Origin of the sequence: Mycobacteroides chelonae CCUG 47445 (assembly GCF_001632805.1) — a bacterium.
GTDB classification, from domain to species: Bacteria; Actinomycetota; Actinomycetes; order Mycobacteriales; family Mycobacteriaceae; genus Mycobacterium; species Mycobacterium chelonae.
Map to the genome: position 1 here is coordinate 4,907,333 of NZ_CP007220.1, position 23,163 is coordinate 4,930,495.

The window sequence follows — 23,163 nt, forward strand, 5'->3', positions numbered from 1 at the left end:
CGGGTGGCCCGGAGGAGCCCGCGAATGTCACTCACGGCCAGACGAATATTCGAGATCACACTGATTTCCCCGGGCAACCTGATGTTTGATCGAATGGACGTGCCAGTCAGCGATCTGAAACGAGCAACCCGTGAACGCACAGGACGAGCCGGACACCACATCGGATGAATCGGATAACGCGCTACCCGAGGAGCCGGGAGAGGACGCTCCCTCGGACAGTGCTTCGGCCCTGATCACCACCACGGGGCTGGGCGTGGACGGTGAACATGGACCGCTCTTCTCCAATATCGACCTGGAACTCACCTCGGGGTTCCATGCCATTCAGATGCCCGGTGGACCCGGACAGCACACACTGCTACTGGCGCTGGCCGGGCGACTCAAGCCCAGCCACGGCACCGTCACCGTGATGGGTGACAGCGATCCCCGTGCCATCCGCCGGCACTGTGCCATCGCTGCTTTCGCCGATATCGATGAGCTCGAAGAGACCGTGACGGTGCAGACTGTTCTCGCTGAACAGGTCCGCTGGCTGGCCCCGTGGTTCTCGCGGGTCCCTGCCGATACCGGACGCGACAAACTGGCCGAAGTATTCGGCGAGCTTCCAACGCCATCGGCAAACACGTACATCGTCGAACTGTCCGACCTCGACCTGTTCCTGCTGCGGATCACGCTGGCCCTGCTCTCCGACCGGCCCATCCTGGTCATCGGCGACCTGGAACAGGTCCGCGACAACTCGCGCCGGGCCACGGCCGTCGAACGACTCGGTGCGCTCGCCGAGAACCGCACCATCGTTGTCGGGGTGACCAACCCCCTGGGTATCGACGCGCCCATCCACGACTTGCACGACCATCGCATCCTCACCGGGAGGGACTAGCCCATGCTCGCTGGACTCGCATTTGGTTCAGAAATAAAGCGTTTCGGCCGCAGCAGAATGACCCGCGCCGCCATCGTGGTCCTCATGCTGCTGCCGCTGGTGTACGGCGCGCTGTACCTGTGGGCCTACTGGGACCCTTTCGGCCACGTCAACAAGATGCCCGTGGCCCTCGTCAACGCCGACAAGGGCGCCCTTGTTTCCGGCCAGCAGGTGAACATCGGCGAGGAGATCTCCAAGAGCCTCACCGCTGACGGCAGCATGGACTGGCACGTCCTGAATCTGGATGAGGCGCGAGCCGGTGTTGACCACGGCAAGTACTACTTCATGTTGGAGCTGCCGCCCGATTTCAGTGAGGCCATCGCCTCGCCGCTGACCGGTCAGCCGAAGCAGGCCAATCTGGTCGCCGTTTACAACGACGCCAACAATTACATCTCCTCGAGCATCGGCCGCACCGCCATCGACCAGGTGCTCAATGCCGTCTCGACCCGCATCTCCGGCCAGGCCGTCAATCAGGTTCTGTCCGTCGTGGTTTCCTCCGGCGCGGGTATCCAGCAGGCCGCCGACGGCGCCCAGAAACTCGCAGACGGCGCGGCCAAGGTCGACGACGGCGCCGGGCAGCTCGCCAACGGGCTGCACACCGCCCGACCCGGATCAGCACAACTGGCCACCGGCGCCAAGCAGCTCTCCGACGGCATCAACCAGGCGACCGATCCCCTGCTGACCGTCAGCAAGGCGGTCGCGAACATCGGCGGCAGCACCGACAAGCTTCAGCAGGGCACCGACGCGCTCCGGCAGGCCAATGATCAGATCGACGGCATCGCCAAGGCCCAGGACAGCGCCGCCAACGCGCTCACCGCGGTGATCGATCAGCTGGCCGGACGCCAGGACCCAGCGGCGAACACGTTGCGCGGGATACAGGATCAGCTGCGCGAACATCAGTTCACACCCCAGGTTCGCCAGCAGCTGACCGACGCGGAGAACGCGTCGATCGCAATGACCGAGACGCTGCGCGGACCCGGTAGCCCGCTGAAGTCTGCGCTCGACCAGGTCGGCGGTAAGGGCCAGGAACTCACCAACAAGCTCACCCAGCTGCGTAACGGCGCGCAGCAGCTGGCCACCGGGAACGCGCAACTGTCCAGTGGTATCGCCCACATGGACGACGGTGCGCAACAACTGAAATCAGGTACCGCACAGCTGCGTTCCGGCTCGGCCGAACTGGCGACCAAGCTCGCCGAAGGCGCCAAGCAGGTGCCCAACTGGAATGCCCAGCAGAAGGACGCCATCGCCGACACCATCGGCGGTCCGGTGCATCTGGAGACCTCGCATGAGAACGCCGCACCCAACTTCGGGACCGGTATGGCACCGTTCTTCGTCACGCTGGCGTTGTTCTTCGGCGCATTGGTGCTGTGGATGATATTGCGGCCCTTGCAGACTCGAGCGATTGCGGCGGAGGTTCTGCCGATTCGGGTGGCCCTCTCCAGCTATCTGCCCGCCGCCACCATCGGCATCTTCCAGGCGATCATCCTGTACTGCGTGGTGCGATTCGCGCTCGGAATGCACGCCGCGCACCCCGTCGCGATGCTCGCGTTTATGGTGCTGGTCTCGTTCGCGTTCGTTGCCGCTACCCAGGCCATCAACGCGCTGGTGGGTCCGGCTGTCGGGCGGGTGCTGCTCATGGCCCTACTCATGTTGCAGCTGGTTAGCGCCGGCGGCATGTATCCGGTGGAGACCACCTCGAGACCCTTCCAAGTGCTGCACAAATACGATCCGATGACGTATGGCGTCGACGGACTACGTCAGCTGATTCTGGGCGGCATCGATGGCAGGTTGTGGCAGTCGGTGATCACACTGCTCTGCATCGCACTGGGCGGGCTCCTGATTACCAGCCTGTCGGCCCGGCGTAATCAACTCTGGAATCTGACGCGGCTGCTGCCGTCGATCAAGATGTAGCACGCTCCGCCGTGGTGGCCTTACGCCGTGAGCGTGTCATGGCCACTCGGCGCTCCCGCGTTGTCATCGCACCCCAAACACCGTATGGTTCATCGGTTCTCATGGCGTACGCCGCACACGGCCTGCGTACCGGACACTCGTTGCAGATCTGTTTCGCCTGCACCTCGTATTGCTTTCGCAAGGCTCCACGCTGAGTCTCGGCGTAGTAGAAGATATCCGTCGACATTCCGCGACAGACCGCTTTGACCTGCCACTCCAATTCATCCAAACCCGGTTCCAGGCCGCGAAACTTTGGTCGTGTCACGGCCGTGCCCCATACCGCCCGAAAGCATTCCGGCGCGTCGATGCCATCCGCATCCACCGAGTCTGGAGCCCCTGATCGCCGGAATGCGATAGCCAGTTTGGACAATGTGCGCCGCGGAATTGTCCCGACTGGCTCTAGGCTTCGCCGGCGCCAATCGCTACTGTGCGCGTCCGCTGCGCCAATCCATCTCGGCGGGCAGGTGCGGCGACAGTCCAGGCGGCGATTGTGCTCGCCGCCGCGGTGCCCAAACAAATCGCGGCGTACCAAAGACTGCCGATCGGATCCCCGGTGCCGGTCACGCCATTGTCCGCCCCGAAGTAGCCGGGCAGCGCCGTCACCCACAGCACCGTCATCACCACCAGGTAGAACCCCGCATAGATCAGGATGGCCGGATGCGTGGTGTAACCGTCCGCGCCGTCGCGCCGAACACCGCGCCACTGTCTGATCAGCACAGGCACCGCCACTGCCACGACGGCGATCAGCTCCAGGACATAGACGACACCCACCACGGTGGTGCTGCCCGATACCGCACCGGCGATGGTTGCCGGTAGCGGTAAGACCGCAGTACCGATCGATGCCAGCACGCCGATAACCACCGTGCGCCAGATGATCTGACCACCCGCGAACGACCGCCCGGCATCCACATGTCGTCCCACGAGCAACTGGGCGCAGAACGCCAGCGACATCGGCCACAGTGCGGCAAAGACGACCACGCTGCCCATAGGCACCGAGTCGAAGAATGGCTTGTTCAGCGGATTGTCCAGAGTCCATTCCCACCAGCGCAATTGCGGGCCGAGGTGATCGAAGATCTCATAGAACGCGTGGTGCACCGTGCCGACGCAGGCTGCTCCGATCAGGACGCCGTAACGGCGGAACACACCCAGTGTCCTGACGATCTCGAAGGCCACGGTGGCCATCATCGGATAGATGGCGATGATGTACAGGGGCAACCGGCCCCACAAGAAGTCCACTGTAAAAACGTTGTGCGCGAACATCGTGTCCACATGCTCGCTGATACCGAACGGCCCGGGGAAGTACAGCGGCGGTTCGATGATCAGCAGGTACGCGATCGCTCCGAACCACACGACGATGTTTGTTGGATCATTGTGGCGGCGGAGCCGAATGATGGCGTAGACCAGCGCCAACACCGCCCCCGCGATTACGGTCAGCTCCAGGACTGGCAGCGTCCAGTTCTCCAGTGAGAACGGACTGCGGAAGGCGACGATCCCTCCCGCGGAGTCGCACGAGAATCCCAGGCGCGCTGCCAGATCGGCGAAGGTGGGGGCACACAGATCAGACATGTTCAGACTCCCACCTGTGCCGCCGGATCGGCCGTGTACCACTGCGTCACTTCATAACCGGCCTCATATCGCGCGAACCATTCGTCGGCCAGGGCCGGCAACTTCTCATGCGCTGGGTTGTGCCCCGGGATCTGACTGCGCACCGCGCCCGACATCGCAACCATCACCTCACGCACCGGCAAGCTACTGAACGCGTTCTCGATGGGTCCGTCGTACGGTGCGTCTACAAACGGAAGCCGTTGCAGCAGAGACTTCTTCCGCGCCTGCATGCCGAACATCGACAGCGCGTCCACCTTGCGATCCTCGAGAGGGACATGCTTGTTGAAGCCCTCGCAGGCGATGCGTAACACCGACCAGACGTGCCTGAAGATCGACGGCGCCACGCGCATGCGGTACCAGGGATCGTCGGCCACCGCGTCATAGATGATCAGCGCCGAGCTGCGATGTTCCACCTCTTCGACGAAGTGCCACAGGAACAGCGAGGCGACACGGTCGTCGCCCGGTGCGAACAGGGTGTCGTCGTGATCCAGCATCAGTTTGAAAACCGGTGTGAACGTCGCCTCCAGGTCAGCGGTGTACGCCAACCGATACTTCAACGGCTTGTTCGCGGTCAGGTCGTCAAAGGCGGCGACTACCTCATCCAAGGTCTCCTTGAGGCCCGGGTAACTCTTGATCAGACCCTTGGCGTGCTGGCGATGCCCCATGGAGTGCTGTCCCTCTTGTCGAACGAAGGCCTCGGCCTCCTCGGCGATCGCCGGATCGGCAATCAGCGGCATAGCCTCGGGAATCATCTGCCCGATCATCTTCTCGAATGCGATCGCCAAGAAGGAGACCGCGTTGGCCATGCTCGAAAAGGCTGGGTTGGACTCGTTCCACAGGAACGGAACGTGATGGTCGGCGAACGCAAACCGCAACTTACGCACGATGAGTTCCGTCATGACAGGCACCTCGCTTAGAACATACAATCAGACGCTTATTTGTTGTTCTGTATGATTACTGGATCGAGCGGGTCGTGTCAACGGTCGATATGATGCATAGATGCCGGCGGCCAGGGGACTTCACGATGGCGCGTAGACGGGGATGGGACGGTCAACCACCGAACAGTGACGTCGAGGCATCCGATCGGATAGTCGCCGCAGCCGTGAAGCTGATCGGCGAGACAGGTTCAGCGGTAAGCCTGGCCGACGTCGCGGCAGAGCTCGGCGTCATCCGGCAGACCGTCTACCGGTACTTCCCGACGGCTGACGCACTCATGCACGCGGCCTCCATCGCGTCGGTGGACAGCTTCCTGGACCGGCTGACGGGAGTCGTGCGCGGCATCACCGATCCCGCCGAAGCACTCACCGAGGGTGTGCTCTACACCTTGGAAGAGGTCACTCGCACACCACATTTGGCCATCATGATGTCCGAACCGTACGCACACTCACACACCAGCGATATGACCTCGGACGAGGCACAGGCGTTCGGTCTGCGCATGCTCGGCCGATTCGACGTCGAATGGGATCAGTACGGATACGACGACGACGCCAAACGCGGACTCGTCGAGTTCGCCCTACGAATCATGTTGTCGTTCTTCGTCTCTCCCAATGAAGCCACGCGTTCCCGTGACGAACTGCGCAGCTTTCTCAGGCGCTGGCTCGGCGGAGCCATCTTGGCCCAGCGCCCCAATTAATCACCGATTCCGTTTGAATTAATCGCTTCTATCGCCTTTCATAATTAGTTGGGTGGTCCTACCTTGACGTTATGAAGCCGATCAATCGACGCACCGTCCTCGGCGGTGCCGGAGTGGCGGGGGTCGCAGCCGTCGCCGGCGCAGGAGCCGACCGGGCTCTGTCCTCTCCCCGCTCCCGTGACGATGTAAAGGATCAGACCGTGACCGATGACGCCGCCCGCTTCGGCGATCCCCGCCTCCCCGCCGAGCTGAACACCGCACAACCGCACCTGTTTCACCTTGGCGCACTGGCGCCGCAGACCTTCGACGGGGGCGATCTGCGGCAGGCTCACGAGGGCAATTTCCCTATCCTCACCGGGCAGCAGGCCAGCATCGTCATGGTCACCTTGCAGCCCGGCGGAATACGGGAACCCCACTGGCATCCCAGTGCCTGGGAGATCAACGTCATCACCAGCGGTGTGGCGAAGTGGACGTTGCTGGACCCGGAGGGACACAGTGAAACCTTCGATGCGCACGTCGGCGATGTCGTCTTCGCACCTCAGGGATCGCTGCACTATTTCGAGAACAAGGGCACCGAGGACCTCAAGCTGCTGATCGTGTTCAACGCCAGCACTGCGGAAGGCAAGGATGACATTGGCATTGGCGCGTCGATCAGCAAGCTGCCGCCCGATGTCCTCGCCGCGATATTCGGTGTACCGACGGAAACCTTCGCATCATTTAAAAAGATCGATGAGTCCGTCACCATCCTGCGCAGGCCTAACCGGTGATGTAGAGCCCCATTGCTCCTTCACTACCACTAGCCTTACTTCCCGGACAGCGGTCGGTGCGCGTTACGGAGGAGAAGGTGGCCACACCCCGACGCCGGCGTGTGTCCCTGAAGTTGCGGCGCGCCTTGGTTCTCACTCACCGCTGGATCGGCCTCATCGGTGGACTCCTCGTGGTGATCATCAGCACCAGCGGCGCCATACTCGTGTACCAGCCGGAGCTGGTACGGGCACTGCACCCCGAGATCTTCCGCACCACATCCGCAACCGAACCGGTCGGATTCGCGCGGGCGATCACCGAGGTCCAATCGCACTACCCCGAAATCCAGCTTGGGAGTGCTTCTCTCAAGGACGGTGTGTATCTACTCAACGCCTCCGGCACACATGACACATTCTTCGTCGACGCGGGCACCGGCCTCCTCAACGGCCGAATCGATCTCGGCGCGGGAGTACTGGGATTCCTGGTCAACATGCACGACTGCGGGTTCACCTGCGAGGGCTACAGCGGCTATCTGCCCATCCTGACTCAGCCTTCCCGCTGGCGCAGCTCAACGCCTTCGCCGGAATGTCCTGGGGGTCCGCACTACTCGCCCTGGCGGCCCTTATCCTGCTCCTCCTGGTGGTTCCCGCGCCGTACATCTGGTGGAAGTCGATTCGTAAGTTACGCAACGCCTTACGTGTGCGATGGGCCTCCGGACGATTCGCCCGTGATTTCGACCTGCACGCCATGATCGGCATCGTCGCCACGGCGCCGTTGATCGTATGGGGGCTGACCGGAATGCAATTCGAGGCCCCCGGGCTGACCACCCTCTGGTACTCCCTCACCGGAGGGCACGCCTCCGAGCGCACGTTCACGGGAGGCCCCGGCGGCCAGGACATCACCGTGGAACGCGCCATGGACGCCGCCGCGCGCCAGTTCCCGGGGTCCGAGGTGACCTGGATAGGGCTCCCGGATGACGACAATGCGTTCTACACCGTGGATCTCCTGGATCCCGGCGAACCGGATTTGCGGGCGCACAGCCTGAACTACCACGGCAACCGCTCTGTCGGGGTAGACGCCCACGACGCCGGCCACGTGCAGATCCTCCGCGACAAACCTGCCACCGCATCGAACGCCATCGCCGACGAATGGGCCGGGCCCGCCGCGCATTTCGGCCTTGCTGTAAACGGCTACTGGCGCTCGATCTGGTTCATTCTTGGCATGGCTCCACTACTGCTCGGACTCACCGGCCTGAGCACCTGGCATTGGCGGCGCCGGGCCCGCTTGCGTGCGCGACTCAGGAACGCACCGGCTCCCGGCGCGGACGCGAAAGCACCCGCGTTGGCCACCAGAACCACGTCCCCAGTAGCCGAACGAGGGCCGGGACGATGAAGGAGCGCACGATCAGCGTGTCGAGCAGCAGCCCGATGCACACGGTGGTGCCCACCTGGCCAATGGTTCGCAAATCACTGGAAAGCATCGCCAGCATCGTGAAGGCGAACACCAAACCCGCGGAGGTGACAACGCCTCCCGTACTTCCCAGCGCACGGATGAGTCCGGTGTTCAATCCGGCATGGGTCTCTTCTTTGAGCCGGGCGATCAGCAGCAGGTTGTAGTCCGATCCCACTGCCACCAAGATGATGAACGTCAGCGGCAGGATCAACCAGTGCAAGGGCAGACCGACGAGATGCTGCCAAATGAGCACCGAAAGCCCGAACGCACCCGCGAACGAGAAGGCCACCGTGCCGATGATGACGAACGGCGCCACCAGACTTCGGGTGATGACCATCATGATCAAGAAGATCAGTGTGAAGGCCGCGATCGCCGCGATGAGCAGATCCGATGCGGCGTACTCCTTGATGTCCTTGTTGTTCGACCCCGCTCCGCCGATGTAGACCTTTGACCCCGCCAACGAGGTTTCCTTCAGCGCCGTCGTAATGGCATCAGGGAACTCGTTGACGTGTTCAATTCCTTCTGGCCCCATGGCATTGCCCATGTGCGTGACGATGAACCGGGCCGCTTTGCCATCCGGTGACATCATCAGCGCCATACCGGTTTTGATGTCCTCATTGTCGAAAGCTTCATGCGGTATGTAGAAGAAGTCGTCGCTACGGGACGCATCGAAGTCGTTACCGACATTGATCATGTCGTCGAATGTCTGGTCCGTGGCGGTGGACTGCAGATTCGTCTGGCCGTAGGTGTTGACGATGAGGGCTTGTAGCGCTTCCTGGTCGTTGGCCGTGAGCTTCAACAGCGAAACCATCTGCGGCAACAACTGGTCGACGACCTCAAGGGAGCCCACCGCATCCTTGATGTCGGCGGCCAACTTGTCGATGCTGTCCAGCATGTCGAACAGCGATCGGAACGACAGGCATACCGGGATGTCGAAACAGTGCGGTTCCCAATAGAAGTAGTTGCGCAGCGGCCGCATGAAGTCGTCGAGGTTCGAGACCTTCTCGTTCATATCCTTGGTGACTTGCTGCATATCCTCCATCGTCACGACGGTGTTGTGCATTTCATCCGCGAGCTTTTGCGTCAGGTCGATGGTCTGCCGCAAGACCGCCACCGAGTGCGCCATGATCTGGGCCTGCTTGTCGGTGTTGGCGTTCTGCGCCTTCGTGAAGGGCAGTTGCTGACCGTTCCCGCTCCCCTGAGTGGTGAACAGGTAAGGCAAAGAAGCATGTTCAAGCGCTCGTCCCATCGGCCTGGTGATGCTCTGCACCATGGCAACGCCGGGAAGCCGCACCAGGCTCTTGGAGACCCGGTCCAATGAGATGAAATCGGCCGAGTTACGCATGTCGTGATCCGATTCGACCATGAGCATCTCGGTGAACAACTTGCTCGGCGGGAAATGCCGGTCTGCCGCCGCAAAACCTTCCTTCGCGGGGGCGTCGGACGGCTGATAGGCCCGATCGTCATAGCTCACCTGATAGGTGGGCACGAAGACCGCGCCCACGAGAACCGCTGCCGCACTTGCCACAAGGATCGGCTTGGGCCAACGCACCACACTGGCCCCGATACGCCGATACAGATGCGCCTTGGCTTTCTGCTTGGGATCGAAGAGCCCGAACAGGCTGCCCAGATGCAGCATGGCCGGGCCGAGGGTGAGCGCTGCTGCGATGGTCAAGAGCATGCCGATGGCGACCGCCGGGCCCATCGTGTGGAAGTAGTTGAGACGAGCGAAGCTCAGGCATAGACCAGCGCCCGCGATCGTCAGACCCGAGCCGATGATGACATGAGAAACGCCGCGGTACGCCGCATAGAACGCGTCCTCCCGGCTCAATCCCGCGTTGCGCGCTTCGTGATAGCGCCCCAGTAAGAAGATGCCGTAGTCGGTGCCCGCGCCCAGCGTCAGCGAAATGACGATATTGACGGCGAATGAGGACAGCTCGATATATCCGAAATGTCCGAGGGTCGCGACAACTCCTCTGGCGACCAGCATCTCGACCAGAACTCCGAACAACGGCACCAGCATCGTGGTGACCGACCGGTACACCATGAGCAGCATGAAGATGATGAGGAAGATCGTGACGATCGTGATGTTGTTCAGGCTCGAGTTCGCGACGCTCAACGTGTCCGAGGCCAGCGGTGCCGCACCACTGACGTAGACCTTGAGTCCCGGTGGCGGAGTGTCCTTATCGATCAGGTCCTTGACCGCGTCAACAGACTTGTTCGCCTGCATCTGGCCGATATCGCCGGCCAGACGCAGCAACACGAACGCGGACTTGCCGTCGAGACTCTGAGCCCCGGCGGCCGTGATCGGCTTTCCCCAGGTGTCCATCACGTACTGCACATGCTCGGTGTCGTTCTTGAGCCGGCGCACCAACTCGTCGTAATAGTCGTGATCAGCGGCGCCGAGTGGCCGATCGGCCTCCAGCACAAGCATGGTCAGGCTGGTGGACGTCGACTCGTGAAACTTCTCCCCGATTTGCAGCATCGCCCGCTGCGACGGCGCGTAGTGCGGGATCATCGGACCGGCGAGCTCGGCGGCAACGTCTTCCACGTGCGGCACGAACGTATTCGTCGTCACCGCGACAATGGCCCAGAAGACGATGATCGGCACCGCCAGGATGCGAACCATCCTGGGAACGAAGGGCCTCTTCACCCGGTGCTCGCTCATGCGGACTTCACCCTGCACATGACGTTCGCGTCCGCATGGTCATCGGACATCTCGTCGCGGACAACGTCATTCACCCGTATCCGGCAACCGACCTGCCCCCCACGCACCTGTACCGAAATGCTGCCCGAAACCACGGTGAGAGTCGTCGTCTCCGTATGTGACCACGGCAGCGTAGTCACATCCACCTGGTGCGGATGACCATCGATATCGACATAACTCAGCATCCCGCCATTCCCGACCGTGCCGAAGACCTCGTAGGTGAGCGTCTTGGGGGTGAACTCCGGTGGCGCCTGCGGCGGATTGACGGTGAGCACCGGTCCGGGAGCGGACAGTTCGTGCACCTTCAGCATCGAGCCACCAGCCACTCCCAGCGCGATGACGGCGACGAGCGGCATCCAGGCGCGTGCCAGGACCGTCCTGCCAACCGAACGTCGGCTCACCCGACCACCCTCCCGGACCTCGCGCCGTGTGCATGTCAATGAAGCTGACATAAGTACGGTCGGAAATGCTATCAGCCAAACCTGGGAATGCGAGCGGCAACTTTCGCCGGCCTCGGCAATCCGTCAGATCGGTATCACGACGCGCGCGGCAGCCGCCCCTTCAGCCGCCGCATCCGCAGCACCTGCGCCGTGATGTTGATCGACGAGATCATCGGAATGACCCCGAGGAACGTCCGCTCGGAGGGGGTGGCTCCATGTAGCTGCTCCAGGCTGCCGAGCACATAGAAACAGCCCAGGCTGAAGATGGTCGCCGGAATGGAGAACGCCCACAACGATCCGCGATCGGCGATGGCCTGCCGTGCAAAGGTGAGCTCATCGGGCGACATTGGCTCCCTTTTGCGCACCTTCCTCAAGACCAATGGATAGCCACCGATCCGGTCCGCCAGTGGTGACGACACCTGCTTCCTCAAGCGCGTGGTGTACACGAACATGCACGTCGCGAAGGTCAGCAGGGCCACAAAAGCGAGAATCGCCAGGTACCCGAAGAGGTGCCAGTTGTGCCCCAAGAAGTTCCAGTTCATCGCACCGTCCCTTTGCCCCGCCATCGAGGAATCTCCCTGGAGATACTCGGGGTTTCTTTGAATCAAGTCAAGGTTCCTGACACTGCCTGCGGCTCACAGGGTTCTGCCGACACCGGGTTGTAGGTGTGTTGTACTGGCGAGATGGCCGAGTCTCGCGAGCTCAACGAGGTGGTGGACGCCGCGATCGAGCAGTCGCTCCTCGGTGGCCCCCGCAAGTACACCCGGTCTCAGGTGTCCGAGCTGTCCGGCGTTCCGGTCGAACGCGCCCGCAAGCTATGGGTGGCACTGGGCTTCGCCGCGGCGGAAAGCGACGACGAGGTCGTGTTCACCGATGCCGACGTCGCCGCGATCCGCACCTTCGCCGCATTGGGAACGGCTACCGCAGCCAACGAGCAGAGCCAGGTCACCGCGGCCCGCACCCTCGGCCAGGCCATGGCGCGGCTGGCCGAATGGCAGGCAGACCTACTGACCCGCGAGGTCGAAGATCGCATTGCCAACGATGGCGACGCGTTCACAACCGGCTCAAGCGTCGACGCGGTTACACGCACAATCTCCACACTGACCGACTTGCAGGACTATGCCTGGCAGCGACATTTGGCTGCAGCACTCACCCGGTCGAATGAATCCGGCAGCACCACAAGACAATTGCTTGTTGGTTTCGCCGACATGGTTGGCTATACCCGCCTCTCCCGCCATCTGGACCTCGACGAACTGACCAACCTGCTCGAGACCTTCGAGACCGCACTCACCGAGGCAGTCACCACCCACGGCGGCTGGGTGATCAAGAACGTCGGCGACGAAGTCATGTTCGCCGCCGCGAGCGCCGGGGCCGGCGCGCGCATCGCCGTTGCCATGAATGCAGCGATTACTGCAGCAGCACAGGACATTCCGGATATGCCGCAGATCCGGGTGGGCCTGGCCTACGGACAAGTGCTCGTACGCTTCGGCGATCTCTACGGCACCGTGGTCAACGTCGCCGCACGACTGACCGGCGTGGCCCGGCCCGGAACGATCCTTCTCGACGACGCCGCCGCGGCGGCACTGGGAGACGACGACGAGTTCGTTCTCCGTCACCTGCGCGGCGTGCGCGTCAAGGGGTTCTCCCGGTTGGGTTCGCATGTCTTGCGAACCCGCAAACGCTCATAACGACCCAATGATTTTGACGGATAGGAAAGGACATCACATGGCGCAGTACATCGAGGAAACAATCTTCGAGGCACCCCGAACGACTGTGTATGAATTGTTCGCCGACCGCGAAGGGTACAACGAATTTCTGCCCTTCACAGTCAAGCTGGTCCGGCCTGGCACCACCGAACGGCAGGGTGTGGGGGCGATTCACCGAATCGGTGTGGGCCCGGTCGGCGTCAAGGAAGAGATCCTCGAACTTATTGCCGGGGAACGCATTCAGTATCGCGTCGTCGGTGGACTGCCGGTGCGCTCGCACATCGGAACCATCACCCTCACCGACCACCCGCAGGGAACGGCCGTGCGCTATTCCATGGAGTCCACCCCGCTGATCCCAGTACCCGATACCGCGATGGTGTGGGTCCTGCGTAAATCAATGTCGAGCCTCGTCGACGGCGCACGCCGGGAAGCGGCGCGCCGGGGTGCGGCCGGGAAAGCATAGGAAACCAAGACTATTTGAGTCACGAACGTATTTTGAATTCCAGAGTAGAAATTTGCATTTCTGGTTCAGTTCGTGCGCCATTCTTAGGCATTGCTAATTAATCACATTCGCCCCCCATAAACCGAGTGATCTTCATTTATTCAGATACCGGCGCTTTTACGTGACTACCGACTCATATCGAATACTATTCCGTCACAGTTCCATCTCGCCTGAAAATACCCCCGGTCTCATCGGTATGCGCCTTCTGACATGGCAATTATCCGGACATCTGGGAGACATCTGATTACCGCCGTGCGCCCGTTAGGTCACAGCCACAGTTCATATTCCGCATCAACTTCATAACCAACCTGAACGTCAGCTGGACGTCAATTTTGGGGCGTTATAAAGTTCAGCCATCGAATTTCACCAGCGTGATTTACACGCTCAAGCTAGGGAGTCGGGTCGGTGGCGATCATCATCTTTGATCGAATGGCTATTCAGGTAATTGCCAGCGCTGGTTTATGTGCGGCCGCGTTCGTATGGGCGCCATCCGCAGTCGCAGAGTCATCCGGGAGCGCGCACCACGCGGTTGAAGACGGCCCCGGAGGCTCCGGCAAGGGTGCGTTAGTCGGCGCCCCCGCCGCAGGCGCCGCGCCCGTGGCCGGGGTGCCGATACTGCCGGGGCCTGTTGCGGCACCTGTCGTACCGGCAGCGCCCGTCATCCCGGCCGCACCGATTGTTCCTGCGGCGCCCGTGGTTCCGGCCGCACCGGTAGTTCCGGCCGCACCTGCCGTGGTCCCCGCGGCCGCGCCCCTTGATGGTGCCCTGGCCGCAGGCCCCGTGGCCGGAAAGGGCATCCCGGTCGGTTCCACGGTCCCGGGTGCGCCGACGCCGGGTGTCCCGACTCCCGCCGGTCCGCAAGGCTGATAGCCAAACCAAACCCGATTCTTCAGTAGTGCCGAGGCCGCGAACGCGGCCTCGGCACTACTGTTTCTCGCCAAATATTCAGAACTACTACTCTTGCACGACCACCGGGTCGCCGATGTTGACGTTGTCGAAGTACCACTGGGCTGCCGCCGGACTCAGGCTGATGCAGCCGTGGCTGACATTCTCATAGCCCATCGCCGGTACGGCCCACGGAGCCGCGTGCACGAACAGACCACGACTGGTGAAGCGGACGGCGTACTCCACATCGATCTTGTAGCCATCGGCGGCGGTGACCGGGATGCCGACACTACTGGAATCCATCAGCACCGAGCGCTCCTTTCCCAGGACCGCGTAGGTGCCGATGGGTGTCGGATACTCTGGGCGGCCCATTGAAGCCGGAAATACCCCTTCTTCACCCAGGCGCGGAAGATGGTGCGGCGCAGGCAATCCCGATACCCCGTCCGATGGCCTTCTCCACACTCCCTCATAGGACACGGTGAACGTGTGCCGCGAAATGCTGGCGATACCGACGAGAGCCGGGCCAGTTGTGATCTCCGCGGGCTTGCCGCCCACCATGAGCTTTACGGTGCTGTGCGACGGCCAGAACTGATCTGGCATCCATTGCACGACGTTGTCCTCGAGCCATTCGTACTTCCCCGTCATGGCGGGCGTGGAGGTGATCCCCAGCGCCCGCTCGGCGGCATAGCGATTGGCGATGACCCCATTGAATGTCACCACCACCGGATGTGCGATGCCCACCGGCTTATCCGGCATGGGCGCAATGGATCTGACGTCCAGATCGAGCGGCAGGCTGACGGCCGCAGCCTCGATGCCGGGGGGACGCCCGGCCATCGTCGCCGCGACCACGGATACTGCGACAACCATGTGAAGAACTGTCCTCATCGACCGACCCCTTTGGGATGACCACTTCGTCATGAACGATGTGATCGTATGGACGTGCCAACGCCCGAAGTAGCGGGCGCGCTTGCCGTTTCGGTAACGCGTTCCCCACGGTTTGATAACGAAAAAGTCCGCGAAAAACGCCCGCTAACTGGTCTCAGAAAGACCCCAAATTGCCGCTTTTCCGGCAGCGCCTCAAGGGGAGATAAGCGTGGTCAAGAGCGGAGCCATCAGCGCGACGATCTCGTCGTCGCTGGCGGCCGCCAAGTCGGGCAACTGCAGGAGATAGCGCTGGCTGGCGATACCCATCAGCACGGCACTCAGCAGCGCCGCTCGCAGCCGCGCGTCAGGCTCATCGATAGTGGCCGCCACCGAACTCACCGCGTTATCGGTGACCTGTTCACGCAACAGTTCCAACGCATCCTCGCTGGTCATACTGTTGCGGAGCAGAACCGCCATGGGCCCATTCGGCTCGGCCGCCCATCCCGAAAGCAACCCACGCAGGTAGTTCTCCGAGGTTTCGGCCGGGTTCGACACCGTCAACTCCTGTACCGGGATCGACCACTGAACGGCCTCGCGGAAGAGGTTGCTCTTGCTCCCGAAGTACTGGATGACTGACGACTTGTCCACATCGGCCGCAGCCGCGATACCCCGGATCGTGGCTTTCTGGTACCCGACCTCGGCGAACACCCGACGGGCGGCCGACAGAATCCGTTGCCGTGTCCGCTGCCCCTTGCGCTCGGGTGTTGGTGAAGACATGGGCACATCCTCGCAGGAAATAAATATAGACAACTGTTGAGTTATCCTATCGACAACACTCACGAGAAGGGCCGCATAGATGACACACGTGATCGACTGGGATGGCGCCTACCGAAGCGACAGGCCAGCGTGGAACATCGGTGAACCGCAACCCGAGTTCGCCGCACTCATCGACCAAGAAGGTGTCGTTCGGGGCGAGGTCCTCGATGCCGGCTGCGGCTACGCCGAACTGGCACTTGCACTGGCCGCGCGCGGGCACGCCGTCGTTGGGATCGACCTGACGCCCACCGCGGTCGAGGCCGCCACACTCGCCGCCGCCGAACGCGGTCTGCGTACCGCCACCTTCCAACAGGCGGACATCAGCTCATTCACGGGCTACGACGGCCGCTTCTCCACCATCTTCGATAGCGGGCTGCTTCATGCGCTACCGGCTCAGCTGCGCGACGGGTACCTGCGATCCGTCCATCGTGCGGCGGCGCCAGACGCCTCGTTTTACATCCTGGCGTTCGGCACCGACGCGTTCCCCAACCACGACGGTCCGGCACCCACGCAGTTCACCGAAGATGCACTACGCGAGGTGATCTCGAAGTACTGGCAGATCGAGAGCATCCGCCCGGCCCATCTTCAAGCAGGGACGGGCCATGCAACTGCGCAACTGCCCGGACATCTCGTGATCGCCCGCAAGGTTTGAGGGGTCGGGTCCATGGCGTTCACGCCCAGGGAACAAGAATTCCTACTCCAACAACCCGTCGGCCACCTGTGCACCATTGGAGCCGACGGCGATCCACAGATCAGACCGGTCGGGGTGCACATCGGTCCGGATGGAGCAACGATAGATATCGCCGGTCACGCACTTGCGTCAACACAGAAGTGGCGCAACGTAATCAGCGATCCTCGCGTGGCCTTCATTGTCGACGAAGTGCTCTCGGTGCAACCTCCGCGGGCGCACGGAATCGAAATCCGGGGAACTGCGGAGGTGCTGCCCGGCCAAGGCAGCACCGACGGCGGGCTGAGCGGAGACATCATCCGGATCACCCCACACCGGATCATCGCGTGGGGAATCGACGATCCGCACACGCGCGGTAGGAAAGTTTAGAAACCCGACTCAAGATCGGTCATGCTCAGCGGTATGCCTGTAGAGATCGAGAAGAACGACCGGATCTGCGTGATCCGGATGGACCGGCCCGCGAAGCGCAACGCGATCAATCCAGAGATGACCCTGGCACTGGACGCCGCCCTCAACGACTTCGAAGACGATCCGACCCTGTGGGTGGCCGTGCTGACCGGTTACCGCGAGGGATTTTGTGCGGGCACCGATCTCGCCGAGACATCCGGCCCGCGCACCACTCGCGGCGGAGAGTACGGAGTGATCCGGCGCGCGCGCCGTAAGCCGCTGATCGCCGCCGTCGAAGGAATGGCCCTGGGCGGCGGCATGGAGATCGTGCTGGCGTGCGATCTGGTAGTGGCGTCCGCGTCAGCCACCTTCGGACTGCCCGAGGCCCGCCGGGGAGTGATCGCTACCTGCGGTGGCCTGTTCCGCGCGCAGCGGGCGCTGCCTCTGAACATCGCGCGGCAGATACTGCTCACCGGCGATCCGATAACGGCGGATCGTGCCTACCAGCTGGGGCTGGTGAATGAGGTGACCGAAAGCGGCTCGGCCCTGGAGTCTGCGATCGCGTTAGCCCAACGGATCGTGCTCAATTCGCCTGTCTCTGTTCAAGAAAGTCTACTCGCGACGCACAAGGCATTCGAGAAGGCAGATGACGCCGGATGGGCCGACACCGAGACGGCGTTCGAGGCGGTGCTGCAGTCCGCGGACATGGCAGAGGGAATCACCGCGTTCTTCGAACGCCGCCCACCTCAATGGACGGGCAAGTAGCCCAATCTCTTATCGGCCCGCGTTACGCGCCAGATCGATCGCGAACTGGTTCACGAAGGTGCCAGCCCGAGGGTCCCCGCGGTCGCATGACCCGTCAGACTCCCCGGGACGCTTGACCCACAGGTAGGCATCGACGTTCGGGCTCGCGGTGGCCGTCGTGGGCGCAGTGCCCAACGCGCGACCGCTGGGATTGCACCAGTAGAGAGCATCCGCGGTGGGGCCCGCTCCATTACGCGAGGTATCGATCACGTAATGCGCGCCATTCGTCATTCCCGAAATCGCATCGCCGTAACCGATTTCTTCATCCGTGGTGAAGAAGTTCGCGGTGTTGAGGCTGAAGCCTCGGGCCTTTCCGACGCCGACATCGTTGAGTCTGGCCGCCATCACGTCGGCACTCACCCACCGCGAGTGGCCGCCGTCGACATAGAGGGCCGTGGCCGGGTTACGGGTCAACGTGTCGACGGCATAGCGCATCAGCTCGAAGCGTTCCTGGCGTTGACCGGGCGACAGACAGTCCGCCATGGCCAGGGCATCCGGTTCGAGGATGATTACCGCCGGCCCTGAACCCACGGCCGATGCGACGCCGTCGATCCATCCCCGATAGGCATCGGCGGATCCGAAACCGCCGGCGGCGAAACTGCCGCAGTCGCGGTGGGGGATTGCGTAGAGCGCCAGCACCGGGGTGGCGCCGGAGGCCTGCGCCGCGCTGATGTACTTCGCGTCCACGCTGGGAGTCGACACATTGTCCATCCAGTACGCCTGCGGCGTGTTGGCGATGGCCGTCAGCTCAGGGCTCCCGGCGCCCTGTGCGGCACGCATGGCTGCCGAGTTCGGGTTGACGTAGAACCCTTGACCGTCCAAAGGGTTGTCCGCACGCGCCACCGGGCCCACGAAGAGGCCCAGGCACATCACGGCCAGCAGGGGAGCGATCCGTCGCGCGAGGACACCAGCAGCTGAGGAAATCACCTCAGAAAAATAGCCTCAGCACCTCAACAAGCGCCATTCGGCCCAGTGGCGATCCGCGGAAGCTACCTATCCATCGTGTGTGGAGGATCGTCGACTTCCTGCTTGTCTTCACAGGCGCCCAACGCGTTGACCAGTACACAGTTGTCCCCGCTGTCCTGCTGGTTGGGAGGGAGTTCCTCGCAATCGCCGACTTCGTTGACCCTCTCGCACATCACGCGAGCGGTAGGCGCCGCGTACGCCGCGGGGGCCGAGACCTGAAAAGCACCCGCGATCACGGCGGCAAAGGCCGCGGTCACGACACCTCTCATGATGGCTGCCACAGTGCCCTCCCTTCTTTGTACGGGCACCACCCCCGACCACCGTTTCTCAGCGACAACAACGGCAAATACGGGCGGTGACCACCCATTTTACAAACTAATGATCGCTCCAACGAGGGTTTCGGATATGGATCGGCGACCAACTACCCAGGACCTGCGCGCTAGGGTGCTTCCGTCGGCCTCAGCGAACAGGCCGGTAGAAAAGTTGGACACCTCATGACTGCACCAGCAGAAGCGTCGGCACTCGAAGCACGCGTCGGCCACTACTACCAGATGGACGGCCCCTACCTGGTGGGCCGGGAGAAGGTGCGCGAGTACGCCCGCGCGGTGCAGGACTACCACCCCGCCCACTGGGACGAGGGCGCCGCCGCGGCGCTCGGCTATTCCGGTCTGGTGGCACCGTTGACGTTCACGTCGACCCCGGCCATGGCCTGTAACCGGCGCATGTTCGAGTCCGTGGTCGTCGGGTACGACACCTACCTGCAGACCGAAGAGGTCTTTGAACAGCACCGCCCGATCGTGGCCGGTGACGAGCTGCACATCGACGTGGAACTGACCTCGGTGCGCCGGGTTGCGGGCAGAGACCTGATTACCGTGACCAACACCTTCACCGACACGGCGGGCGATCGCGTCCACACCCTGCACACCACCGTCGTCGGGATCACCGCCGACGAAATCAATCCGGGCACGATGGCGGCCGTGCAGAGAGCGATGATGCACGACGTCGACTTCTCTGGCATCGGGGTAGCCGCCGAGGCCTACGAGAAGACCGTCCGGCCCGAGGGCGAGGTTCGGATCGCCGCGGACACCAGCCGCGCACCGGGCACGCCATCCTTCGACGACGTGCAGGTCGGCGACGAGCTACCGGTGCACCACACCCGACTGTCCCGAGGCGACCTGGTGAACTACGCCGGTGTGGCGGGCGATGCCAACCCGATCCACTGGGACGAAGACATCGCCAAACTGGCGGGACTGCCCGATGTGATCGCACACGGCATGCTGACCATGGGATTGGGTGCCGGATTCTTCTCGGTCTGGTCGGGCGACCCGGGTGCGGTGACCCGTTACGCGGTGCGACTGTCCGCACCGGCCATTGTGTCGTCCGCCGAAGGCGCGGACATCGAGTTCTGCGGCAAGATCAAATCGCTGGATCCGGAAACCCGCACCGGCGTCATCGTCGTCACCGCGAAGTCCAGCGGTAAGAAGATCTTTGGTCTGGCGACGTTGAACGTCCGCTTCGGCTGATCTGACGGCGCTAGAGCTCTGTCACGCGTCCGTTGTCGACCCTCCATAAACGATCCAGCCGAACGTTCTGCAACATCCGGCGATCATGTGTCACGAGCAGCAGCGCACCGTCATAGGCCTCGAGCGCCTGCTCGAGCTGCTCGATGGCGGCAAGGTCGAGGTGGTTGGTCGGCTCGTCCAGAACCAACACATTGGTTCCGCACGCCTGCAGCAGCGCGAGACCGGCACGGGTGCGCTCACCGGGTGAGAGCTCGTCGACCGGGCGCTCCACATGATCGGCGCGCAGCCCGAACTTGGCGAGCAGGGTGCGTACATCGGCTGTCGACCATGACGACAACCGCTGCTCGAAGCGGTCCACAAGCCGATCCGAGCCGGTGAAATCGCCACGCGCCTGGTCGATCTCGCCGATCGAGACATTTGCTCCCAGGCTCGCACGGCCCTCATCGGGTTGCAGACGTCCCAACAGCAGCCGCAGCAGCGTGGACTTTCCTGCCCCATTGGGCCCCGTGATCCCGACCCGTTCACCGGCATCAACCTGAAGGGAGACCGGGCCGAGAACAAAGTCGCCTTGCCGCACAACAGCATTGGCCAGGGTCGCAACAACCGAACTCGACCGGGGTGCGGCGCCGATAGTGAACTCGAGCACCCATTCCTTGCGGGGCTCGACCACCTCTTCCAGACGGGCGATTCGGCTCTCCATCTGGCGAACCTTCTGTGCCTGCTTCTCGCTGGATTCGGAGGCCGCCCGGCGCCGGATCTTGTCGTTGTCGGGAGCCTTGCGCATCGCGTTGCGCACACCCTGGCTCGACCATTCCCGCTGAGTGCGTGCGCGCGCCACCAGGTCGGCCTTTTTCTCGGCGAACTCTTCATATTGTTCGCGCCGGTGGCGCCTGCCAACCTCACGCTCTTCCAGATAGCTTTCGTAACCGCCACCGAACACTGTGGTGGTGTTCTGGGCAAGGTCCAGTTCGAGGACGTGGGTGACGCTGCGGGCCAGAAACTCGCGGTCGTGGCTCACCAACACCACACCACCGCGAAGATCGCGGACGAAGTCCTCCAGCCGAGCCAGTCCGTCCAGGTCGAGATCGTTTGTCGGCTCATCGAGCAAGACAATGTCGAACCGCGAGAGCACCAGGGCCGCCAGTCCAACACGTGCCGCCTGCCCACCCGACAAGGAAGTCATCAAGGTCGACTCCGGCCGCACCGTATCCAGACCGAGGCCCAGATCGGCCAGCGCCGCCGGCAACCGCTCGTCGAGGTCCGCCGCCCCAGAGGCGAGCCAACGATCAAACGACGCGGAGTAGGCCTCGGACAGATCGGCCTCCAACAGGCCCTGCCGGGGGTCGGACAGCGCCGCGGCCGCGGCCTCCATGGTCTGAGTGGCATCGGTACACCCGGTGCGGCGGGCAATATAGGCCGCGACGGTTTCGCCGGGGAGGCGCTCATGCTCCTGCGGTAACCAGCCGATGAACGCGTCGGCCGGAGCAACGCTGACCACACCTTCGAGTGGTTCTAAATCCCCGGCGAGGATTCGCAAAAGGGTGCTCTTGCCGGCGCCGTTGGCGCCCACGACTCCGATCACGTCCCCCGGCGCAACGGTTACGTCGAGCCCCTCGAAGAGGGTGCGGTGGGCGAATCCGCCGGCCACATTTTTCGCGACAAGCGTTGCCGTCATGGCTTCATCGTCGCATCATCACGATGCAAGAGAACCCGCGCGCCCGTACCGGACCGATACCATCGCGCCATGCACCGGCCGGTTTCGAGACGCGATGCCCTTCGATACACCTTGGCCGCGCCGATCCTCGCGGGCCTTCCGATGGTCCTGGCACCGAGTGCCTCCGCGGACGGGCTCAGACTCATCGACTTCACCGAACGGCTGGTGACCCCCGAACAGATCAAATCCGCCGGCTACGCGGGTGCGCTCGTCTATGTATCCGAGTTGCGGCCGGGAGCCACCTTTGACTTCAAACCCGTCACCCGCGACTACACCGCCGGGTTACGTGCCGCCGGACTGCACATCGTCAGCTGCTACCAGTACGGCAAGCCAGGATGGCCCACTCCGTCCGACTTCACCCGCGGCTACGACGGCGGCGTTGCCGATGCCCAGACCGCCCTGCGGCTACACGGGGCCGCAGACGGGCCCGATACTGCACCGATCTTCTTCAGCGTTGACGAGGACATCGACCAAAACACCTGGAAAACACTTGCAGTCCAATGGTTCCGGGGTATCAATTCGGTGCTCGGCGTTCGCCGTACCGGTATTTATGGTCACGCCCGGGCGTGCGGATGGGCCATCGGCGACGGCGTCATCGGGCATTCCACGACCGGCGGTTACCGCTGGGCCTGGCAGACACGAGCCTGGTCAGGTGGGGCACGTGAGCCAGCAGCCGTGCTGTACCAGACCGCAGTGAACACCGCGTCGAACCCCGGCCCACTGATCGGTGACGTCCACGTGGACGTAGACGATGTGCTGGCAACCGATTTCGGCCAGTGGGACTTGAGCCGATAGCGATCTCGCACCGCGGCCGAACCAGATTTGCCACGGAGGGACGCCCCCACATCGAAGGAAGGTTACGCTAAC

The 23,163-nt window shown here is 62.9% G+C and carries 23 protein-coding genes and 1 pseudogene; 13 read left to right on the forward strand and 11 right to left on the reverse strand.

What is annotated here, in order from left to right:
• The first annotated feature begins 130 nt into the window (after positions 1 to 130).
• The gene (locus BB28_RS23735; RefSeq protein WP_046255318.1) at positions 131 to 871 is read left to right on the forward strand and encodes a hypothetical protein; all 741 of its coding nucleotides are present in this window, start codon (positions 131 to 133) and stop codon (positions 869 to 871) included.
• Between the two features lie 3 nt (positions 872 to 874).
• A complete protein-coding gene (locus BB28_RS23740) occupies positions 875 to 2,821 on the forward strand; it encodes a YhgE/Pip domain-containing protein (protein WP_046255319.1) in 1,947 nt (648 codons plus the stop codon).
• On the opposite strand, the gene BB28_RS25750 is transcribed toward BB28_RS23740, so the two are convergent.
• The 3 genes from BB28_RS25750 to BB28_RS23750 are packed head-to-tail and all read right to left on the reverse strand — an operon-like array spanning position 2,811 to position 5,364.
• Positions 2,811 to 3,221: a WhiB family transcriptional regulator gene (locus tag BB28_RS25750; RefSeq protein ID WP_052740415.1), complete on the reverse strand. Its 411-nt coding sequence runs from the start codon at positions 3,219 to 3,221 to the stop codon at positions 2,811 to 2,813. The two genes, BB28_RS23740 and BB28_RS25750, sit on opposite strands and share 11 nt — an antisense overlap.
• Before the next feature lie 38 nt (positions 3,222 to 3,259).
• Positions 3,260 to 4,426 (reverse strand): hypothetical protein, encoded by a 1,167-nt coding sequence (locus BB28_RS23745; RefSeq protein ID WP_046255320.1) that lies wholly within the window; start codon positions 4,424 to 4,426, stop codon positions 3,260 to 3,262.
• Positions 4,427 to 4,428: 2 nt separating this feature from the next.
• A complete protein-coding gene (locus BB28_RS23750) occupies positions 4,429 to 5,364 on the reverse strand; it encodes a metal-dependent hydrolase (protein ID WP_046255321.1) in 936 nt (311 codons plus the stop codon).
• Positions 5,365 to 5,489: 125 nt separating this feature from the next.
• Between BB28_RS23750 and BB28_RS23755 the strand changes: the two genes are divergently transcribed.
• The 3 genes and pseudogenes from BB28_RS23755 to BB28_RS25755 all read left to right on the forward strand — a co-directional run bounded on the left by BB28_RS23755 (position 5,490) and on the right by BB28_RS25755 (position 8,234).
• Positions 5,490 to 6,098: a TetR/AcrR family transcriptional regulator gene (locus tag BB28_RS23755; protein ID WP_030097597.1), complete on the forward strand. Its 609-nt coding sequence runs from the start codon at positions 5,490 to 5,492 to the stop codon at positions 6,096 to 6,098.
• A gap of 71 nt (positions 6,099 to 6,169) precedes the next feature.
• On the forward strand, positions 6,170 to 6,865 hold the full coding sequence (locus BB28_RS23760; RefSeq protein WP_030097598.1) for a cupin domain-containing protein: 696 nt from the start codon (positions 6,170 to 6,172) through the stop codon (positions 6,863 to 6,865).
• 101 nt (positions 6,866 to 6,966) lie between these two features.
• Positions 6,967 to 8,234 (forward strand): annotated as a pseudogene (locus BB28_RS25755) (PepSY-associated TM helix domain-containing protein).
• Here BB28_RS25755 and BB28_RS23770 read toward each other — a convergent pair.
• From BB28_RS23770 to BB28_RS23780, 3 genes are all read right to left on the reverse strand, one after another.
• Positions 8,140 to 10,923, reverse strand: a complete 2,784-nt coding sequence (locus tag BB28_RS23770) for an MMPL/RND family transporter (protein ID WP_046255324.1) — start codon at positions 10,921 to 10,923, stop codon at positions 8,140 to 8,142. The pseudogene BB28_RS25755 and the gene BB28_RS23770 sit on opposite strands and share 95 nt — an antisense overlap.
• Positions 10,924 to 10,958: 35 nt before the next feature.
• Complete coding sequence (locus tag BB28_RS23775) at positions 10,959 to 11,357, reverse strand: MmpS family transport accessory protein (RefSeq protein WP_046255325.1); 399 nt, start codon at positions 11,355 to 11,357, stop codon at positions 10,959 to 10,961.
• 179 nt (positions 11,358 to 11,536) lie between these two features.
• Positions 11,537 to 11,983 (reverse strand): hypothetical protein, encoded by a 447-nt coding sequence (locus BB28_RS23780; protein ID WP_046255326.1) that lies wholly within the window; start codon positions 11,981 to 11,983, stop codon positions 11,537 to 11,539.
• 141 nt (positions 11,984 to 12,124) lie between these two features.
• On the opposite strand from BB28_RS23780, the gene BB28_RS23785 reads away from it, so the two are divergent.
• The 3 genes from BB28_RS23785 (at position 12,125) to BB28_RS25280 (ending at position 14,516) form a co-directional block, all read left to right on the forward strand.
• Positions 12,125 to 13,129, forward strand: a complete 1,005-nt coding sequence (locus BB28_RS23785) for an adenylate/guanylate cyclase domain-containing protein (RefSeq protein ID WP_046255327.1) — start codon at positions 12,125 to 12,127, stop codon at positions 13,127 to 13,129.
• A 37-nt stretch (positions 13,130 to 13,166) separates the two neighbouring features.
• Positions 13,167 to 13,610, forward strand: a complete 444-nt coding sequence (locus BB28_RS23790) for an SRPBCC family protein (RefSeq protein ID WP_046255328.1) — start codon at positions 13,167 to 13,169, stop codon at positions 13,608 to 13,610.
• A 468-nt stretch (positions 13,611 to 14,078) separates the two neighbouring features.
• On the forward strand, positions 14,079 to 14,516 hold the full coding sequence (locus tag BB28_RS25280) for a hypothetical protein (RefSeq protein WP_046255329.1): 438 nt from the start codon (positions 14,079 to 14,081) through the stop codon (positions 14,514 to 14,516).
• Between the two features lie 87 nt (positions 14,517 to 14,603).
• On the opposite strand, the gene BB28_RS23800 is transcribed toward BB28_RS25280, so the two are convergent.
• Together BB28_RS23800 and BB28_RS23805 are read right to left on the reverse strand one after the other, a co-directional pair.
• Positions 14,604 to 15,401 (reverse strand): L,D-transpeptidase, encoded by a 798-nt coding sequence (locus BB28_RS23800; RefSeq protein ID WP_046255330.1) that lies wholly within the window; start codon positions 15,399 to 15,401, stop codon positions 14,604 to 14,606.
• 210 nt (positions 15,402 to 15,611) lie between these two features.
• Complete coding sequence (locus tag BB28_RS23805; RefSeq protein WP_046255331.1) at positions 15,612 to 16,175, reverse strand: TetR/AcrR family transcriptional regulator; 564 nt, start codon at positions 16,173 to 16,175, stop codon at positions 15,612 to 15,614.
• Positions 16,176 to 16,254: 79 nt separating this feature from the next.
• Here BB28_RS23805 and BB28_RS23810 point away from each other — a divergent pair, with 79 nt between their 5' ends.
• From BB28_RS23810 to BB28_RS23820, 3 genes are read left to right on the forward strand one after another with little or no spacing between them, the layout of a single operon-like run.
• Positions 16,255 to 16,866 (forward strand): class I SAM-dependent methyltransferase, encoded by a 612-nt coding sequence (locus BB28_RS23810; protein ID WP_046255332.1) that lies wholly within the window; start codon positions 16,255 to 16,257, stop codon positions 16,864 to 16,866.
• A 12-nt stretch (positions 16,867 to 16,878) separates the two neighbouring features.
• The gene (locus BB28_RS23815; RefSeq protein ID WP_046255333.1) at positions 16,879 to 17,271 is read left to right on the forward strand and encodes a PPOX class F420-dependent oxidoreductase; all 393 of its coding nucleotides are present in this window, start codon (positions 16,879 to 16,881) and stop codon (positions 17,269 to 17,271) included.
• 33 nt (positions 17,272 to 17,304) lie between these two features.
• On the forward strand, positions 17,305 to 18,054 hold the full coding sequence (locus tag BB28_RS23820; protein WP_046256136.1) for an enoyl-CoA hydratase-related protein: 750 nt from the start codon (positions 17,305 to 17,307) through the stop codon (positions 18,052 to 18,054).
• Between the two features lie 9 nt (positions 18,055 to 18,063).
• Here BB28_RS23820 and BB28_RS23825 read toward each other — a convergent pair whose 3' ends face one another.
• Positions 18,064 to 18,963, reverse strand: coding sequence for a glycoside hydrolase family 6 protein (locus BB28_RS23825; RefSeq protein WP_046255334.1), 900 nt, complete (start codon positions 18,961 to 18,963; stop codon positions 18,064 to 18,066).
• A 119-nt stretch (positions 18,964 to 19,082) separates the two neighbouring features.
• Positions 19,083 to 19,340 (reverse strand): hypothetical protein, encoded by a 258-nt coding sequence (locus BB28_RS23830; RefSeq protein ID WP_225421965.1) that lies wholly within the window; start codon positions 19,338 to 19,340, stop codon positions 19,083 to 19,085.
• A 213-nt stretch (positions 19,341 to 19,553) separates the two neighbouring features.
• Between BB28_RS23830 and BB28_RS23835 the strand changes: the two genes are divergently transcribed.
• Positions 19,554 to 20,582, forward strand: coding sequence for a fused (3R)-hydroxyacyl-ACP dehydratase subunits HadA/HadB (locus BB28_RS23835; RefSeq protein WP_046255335.1), 1,029 nt, complete (start codon positions 19,554 to 19,556; stop codon positions 20,580 to 20,582).
• Between the two features lie 10 nt (positions 20,583 to 20,592).
• On the opposite strand, the gene abc-f is transcribed toward BB28_RS23835, so the two are convergent.
• Complete coding sequence (gene abc-f / locus BB28_RS23840; RefSeq protein WP_046255336.1) at positions 20,593 to 22,257, reverse strand: ribosomal protection-like ABC-F family protein; 1,665 nt, start codon at positions 22,255 to 22,257, stop codon at positions 20,593 to 20,595.
• A gap of 69 nt (positions 22,258 to 22,326) precedes the next feature.
• Between abc-f and BB28_RS23845 the strand changes: the two genes are divergently transcribed.
• Positions 22,327 to 23,091, forward strand: a complete 765-nt coding sequence (locus BB28_RS23845) for a DUF1906 domain-containing protein (protein ID WP_046255337.1) — start codon at positions 22,327 to 22,329, stop codon at positions 23,089 to 23,091.
• The last annotated feature ends 72 nt before the right edge of the window (positions 23,092 to 23,163 follow it).

Excerpts from the sequence above, each read along its gene's own strand:
- BB28_RS23820 (WP_046256136.1), top strand. The coding sequence starts at position 17,305 with ATGCCTGTAGAGATCGAGAAGAACGACCGGATCTGCGTGATCCGGATG.
- BB28_RS23790 (WP_046255328.1), top strand. The coding sequence starts at position 13,167 with ATGGCGCAGTACATCGAGGAAACAATCTTCGAGGCACCCCGAACGACT.
- BB28_RS23835 (WP_046255335.1), top strand. The coding sequence starts at position 19,554 with ATGACTGCACCAGCAGAAGCGTCGGCACTCGAAGCACGCGTCGGCCAC.
- abc-f (WP_046255336.1), bottom strand. The coding sequence starts at position 22,257 with ATGACGGCAACGCTTGTCGCGAAAAATGTGGCCGGCGGATTCGCCCAC.
- BB28_RS23745 (WP_046255320.1), bottom strand. The coding sequence starts at position 4,426 with ATGTCTGATCTGTGTGCCCCCACCTTCGCCGATCTGGCAGCGCGCCTG.
- BB28_RS23780 (WP_046255326.1), bottom strand. The coding sequence starts at position 11,983 with ATGAACTGGAACTTCTTGGGGCACAACTGGCACCTCTTCGGGTACCTG.
- BB28_RS23815 (WP_046255333.1), top strand. The coding sequence starts at position 16,879 with ATGGCGTTCACGCCCAGGGAACAAGAATTCCTACTCCAACAACCCGTC.
- BB28_RS23785 (WP_046255327.1), top strand. The coding sequence starts at position 12,125 with ATGGCCGAGTCTCGCGAGCTCAACGAGGTGGTGGACGCCGCGATCGAG.
- BB28_RS23775 (WP_046255325.1), bottom strand. The coding sequence starts at position 11,357 with ATGCCGCTCGTCGCCGTCATCGCGCTGGGAGTGGCTGGTGGCTCGATG.
- BB28_RS23825 (WP_046255334.1), bottom strand. The coding sequence starts at position 18,963 with ATGTGCCTGGGCCTCTTCGTGGGCCCGGTGGCGCGTGCGGACAACCCT.
- BB28_RS23750 (WP_046255321.1), bottom strand. The coding sequence starts at position 5,364 with ATGACGGAACTCATCGTGCGTAAGTTGCGGTTTGCGTTCGCCGACCAT.
- BB28_RS23845 (WP_046255337.1), top strand. The coding sequence starts at position 22,327 with ATGCACCGGCCGGTTTCGAGACGCGATGCCCTTCGATACACCTTGGCC.
- BB28_RS25280 (WP_046255329.1), top strand. The coding sequence starts at position 14,079 with ATGGCTATTCAGGTAATTGCCAGCGCTGGTTTATGTGCGGCCGCGTTC.
- BB28_RS23805 (WP_046255331.1), bottom strand. The coding sequence starts at position 16,175 with ATGTCTTCACCAACACCCGAGCGCAAGGGGCAGCGGACACGGCAACGG.
- BB28_RS23740 (WP_046255319.1), top strand. The coding sequence starts at position 875 with ATGCTCGCTGGACTCGCATTTGGTTCAGAAATAAAGCGTTTCGGCCGC.
- BB28_RS23755 (WP_030097597.1), top strand. The coding sequence starts at position 5,490 with ATGGCGCGTAGACGGGGATGGGACGGTCAACCACCGAACAGTGACGTC.
- BB28_RS23760 (WP_030097598.1), top strand. The coding sequence starts at position 6,170 with ATGAAGCCGATCAATCGACGCACCGTCCTCGGCGGTGCCGGAGTGGCG.
- BB28_RS23800 (WP_046255330.1), bottom strand. The coding sequence starts at position 15,401 with ATGGTTGTCGCAGTATCCGTGGTCGCGGCGACGATGGCCGGGCGTCCC.
- BB28_RS23810 (WP_046255332.1), top strand. The coding sequence starts at position 16,255 with ATGACACACGTGATCGACTGGGATGGCGCCTACCGAAGCGACAGGCCA.
- BB28_RS23770 (WP_046255324.1), bottom strand. The coding sequence starts at position 10,923 with ATGGTTCGCATCCTGGCGGTGCCGATCATCGTCTTCTGGGCCATTGTC.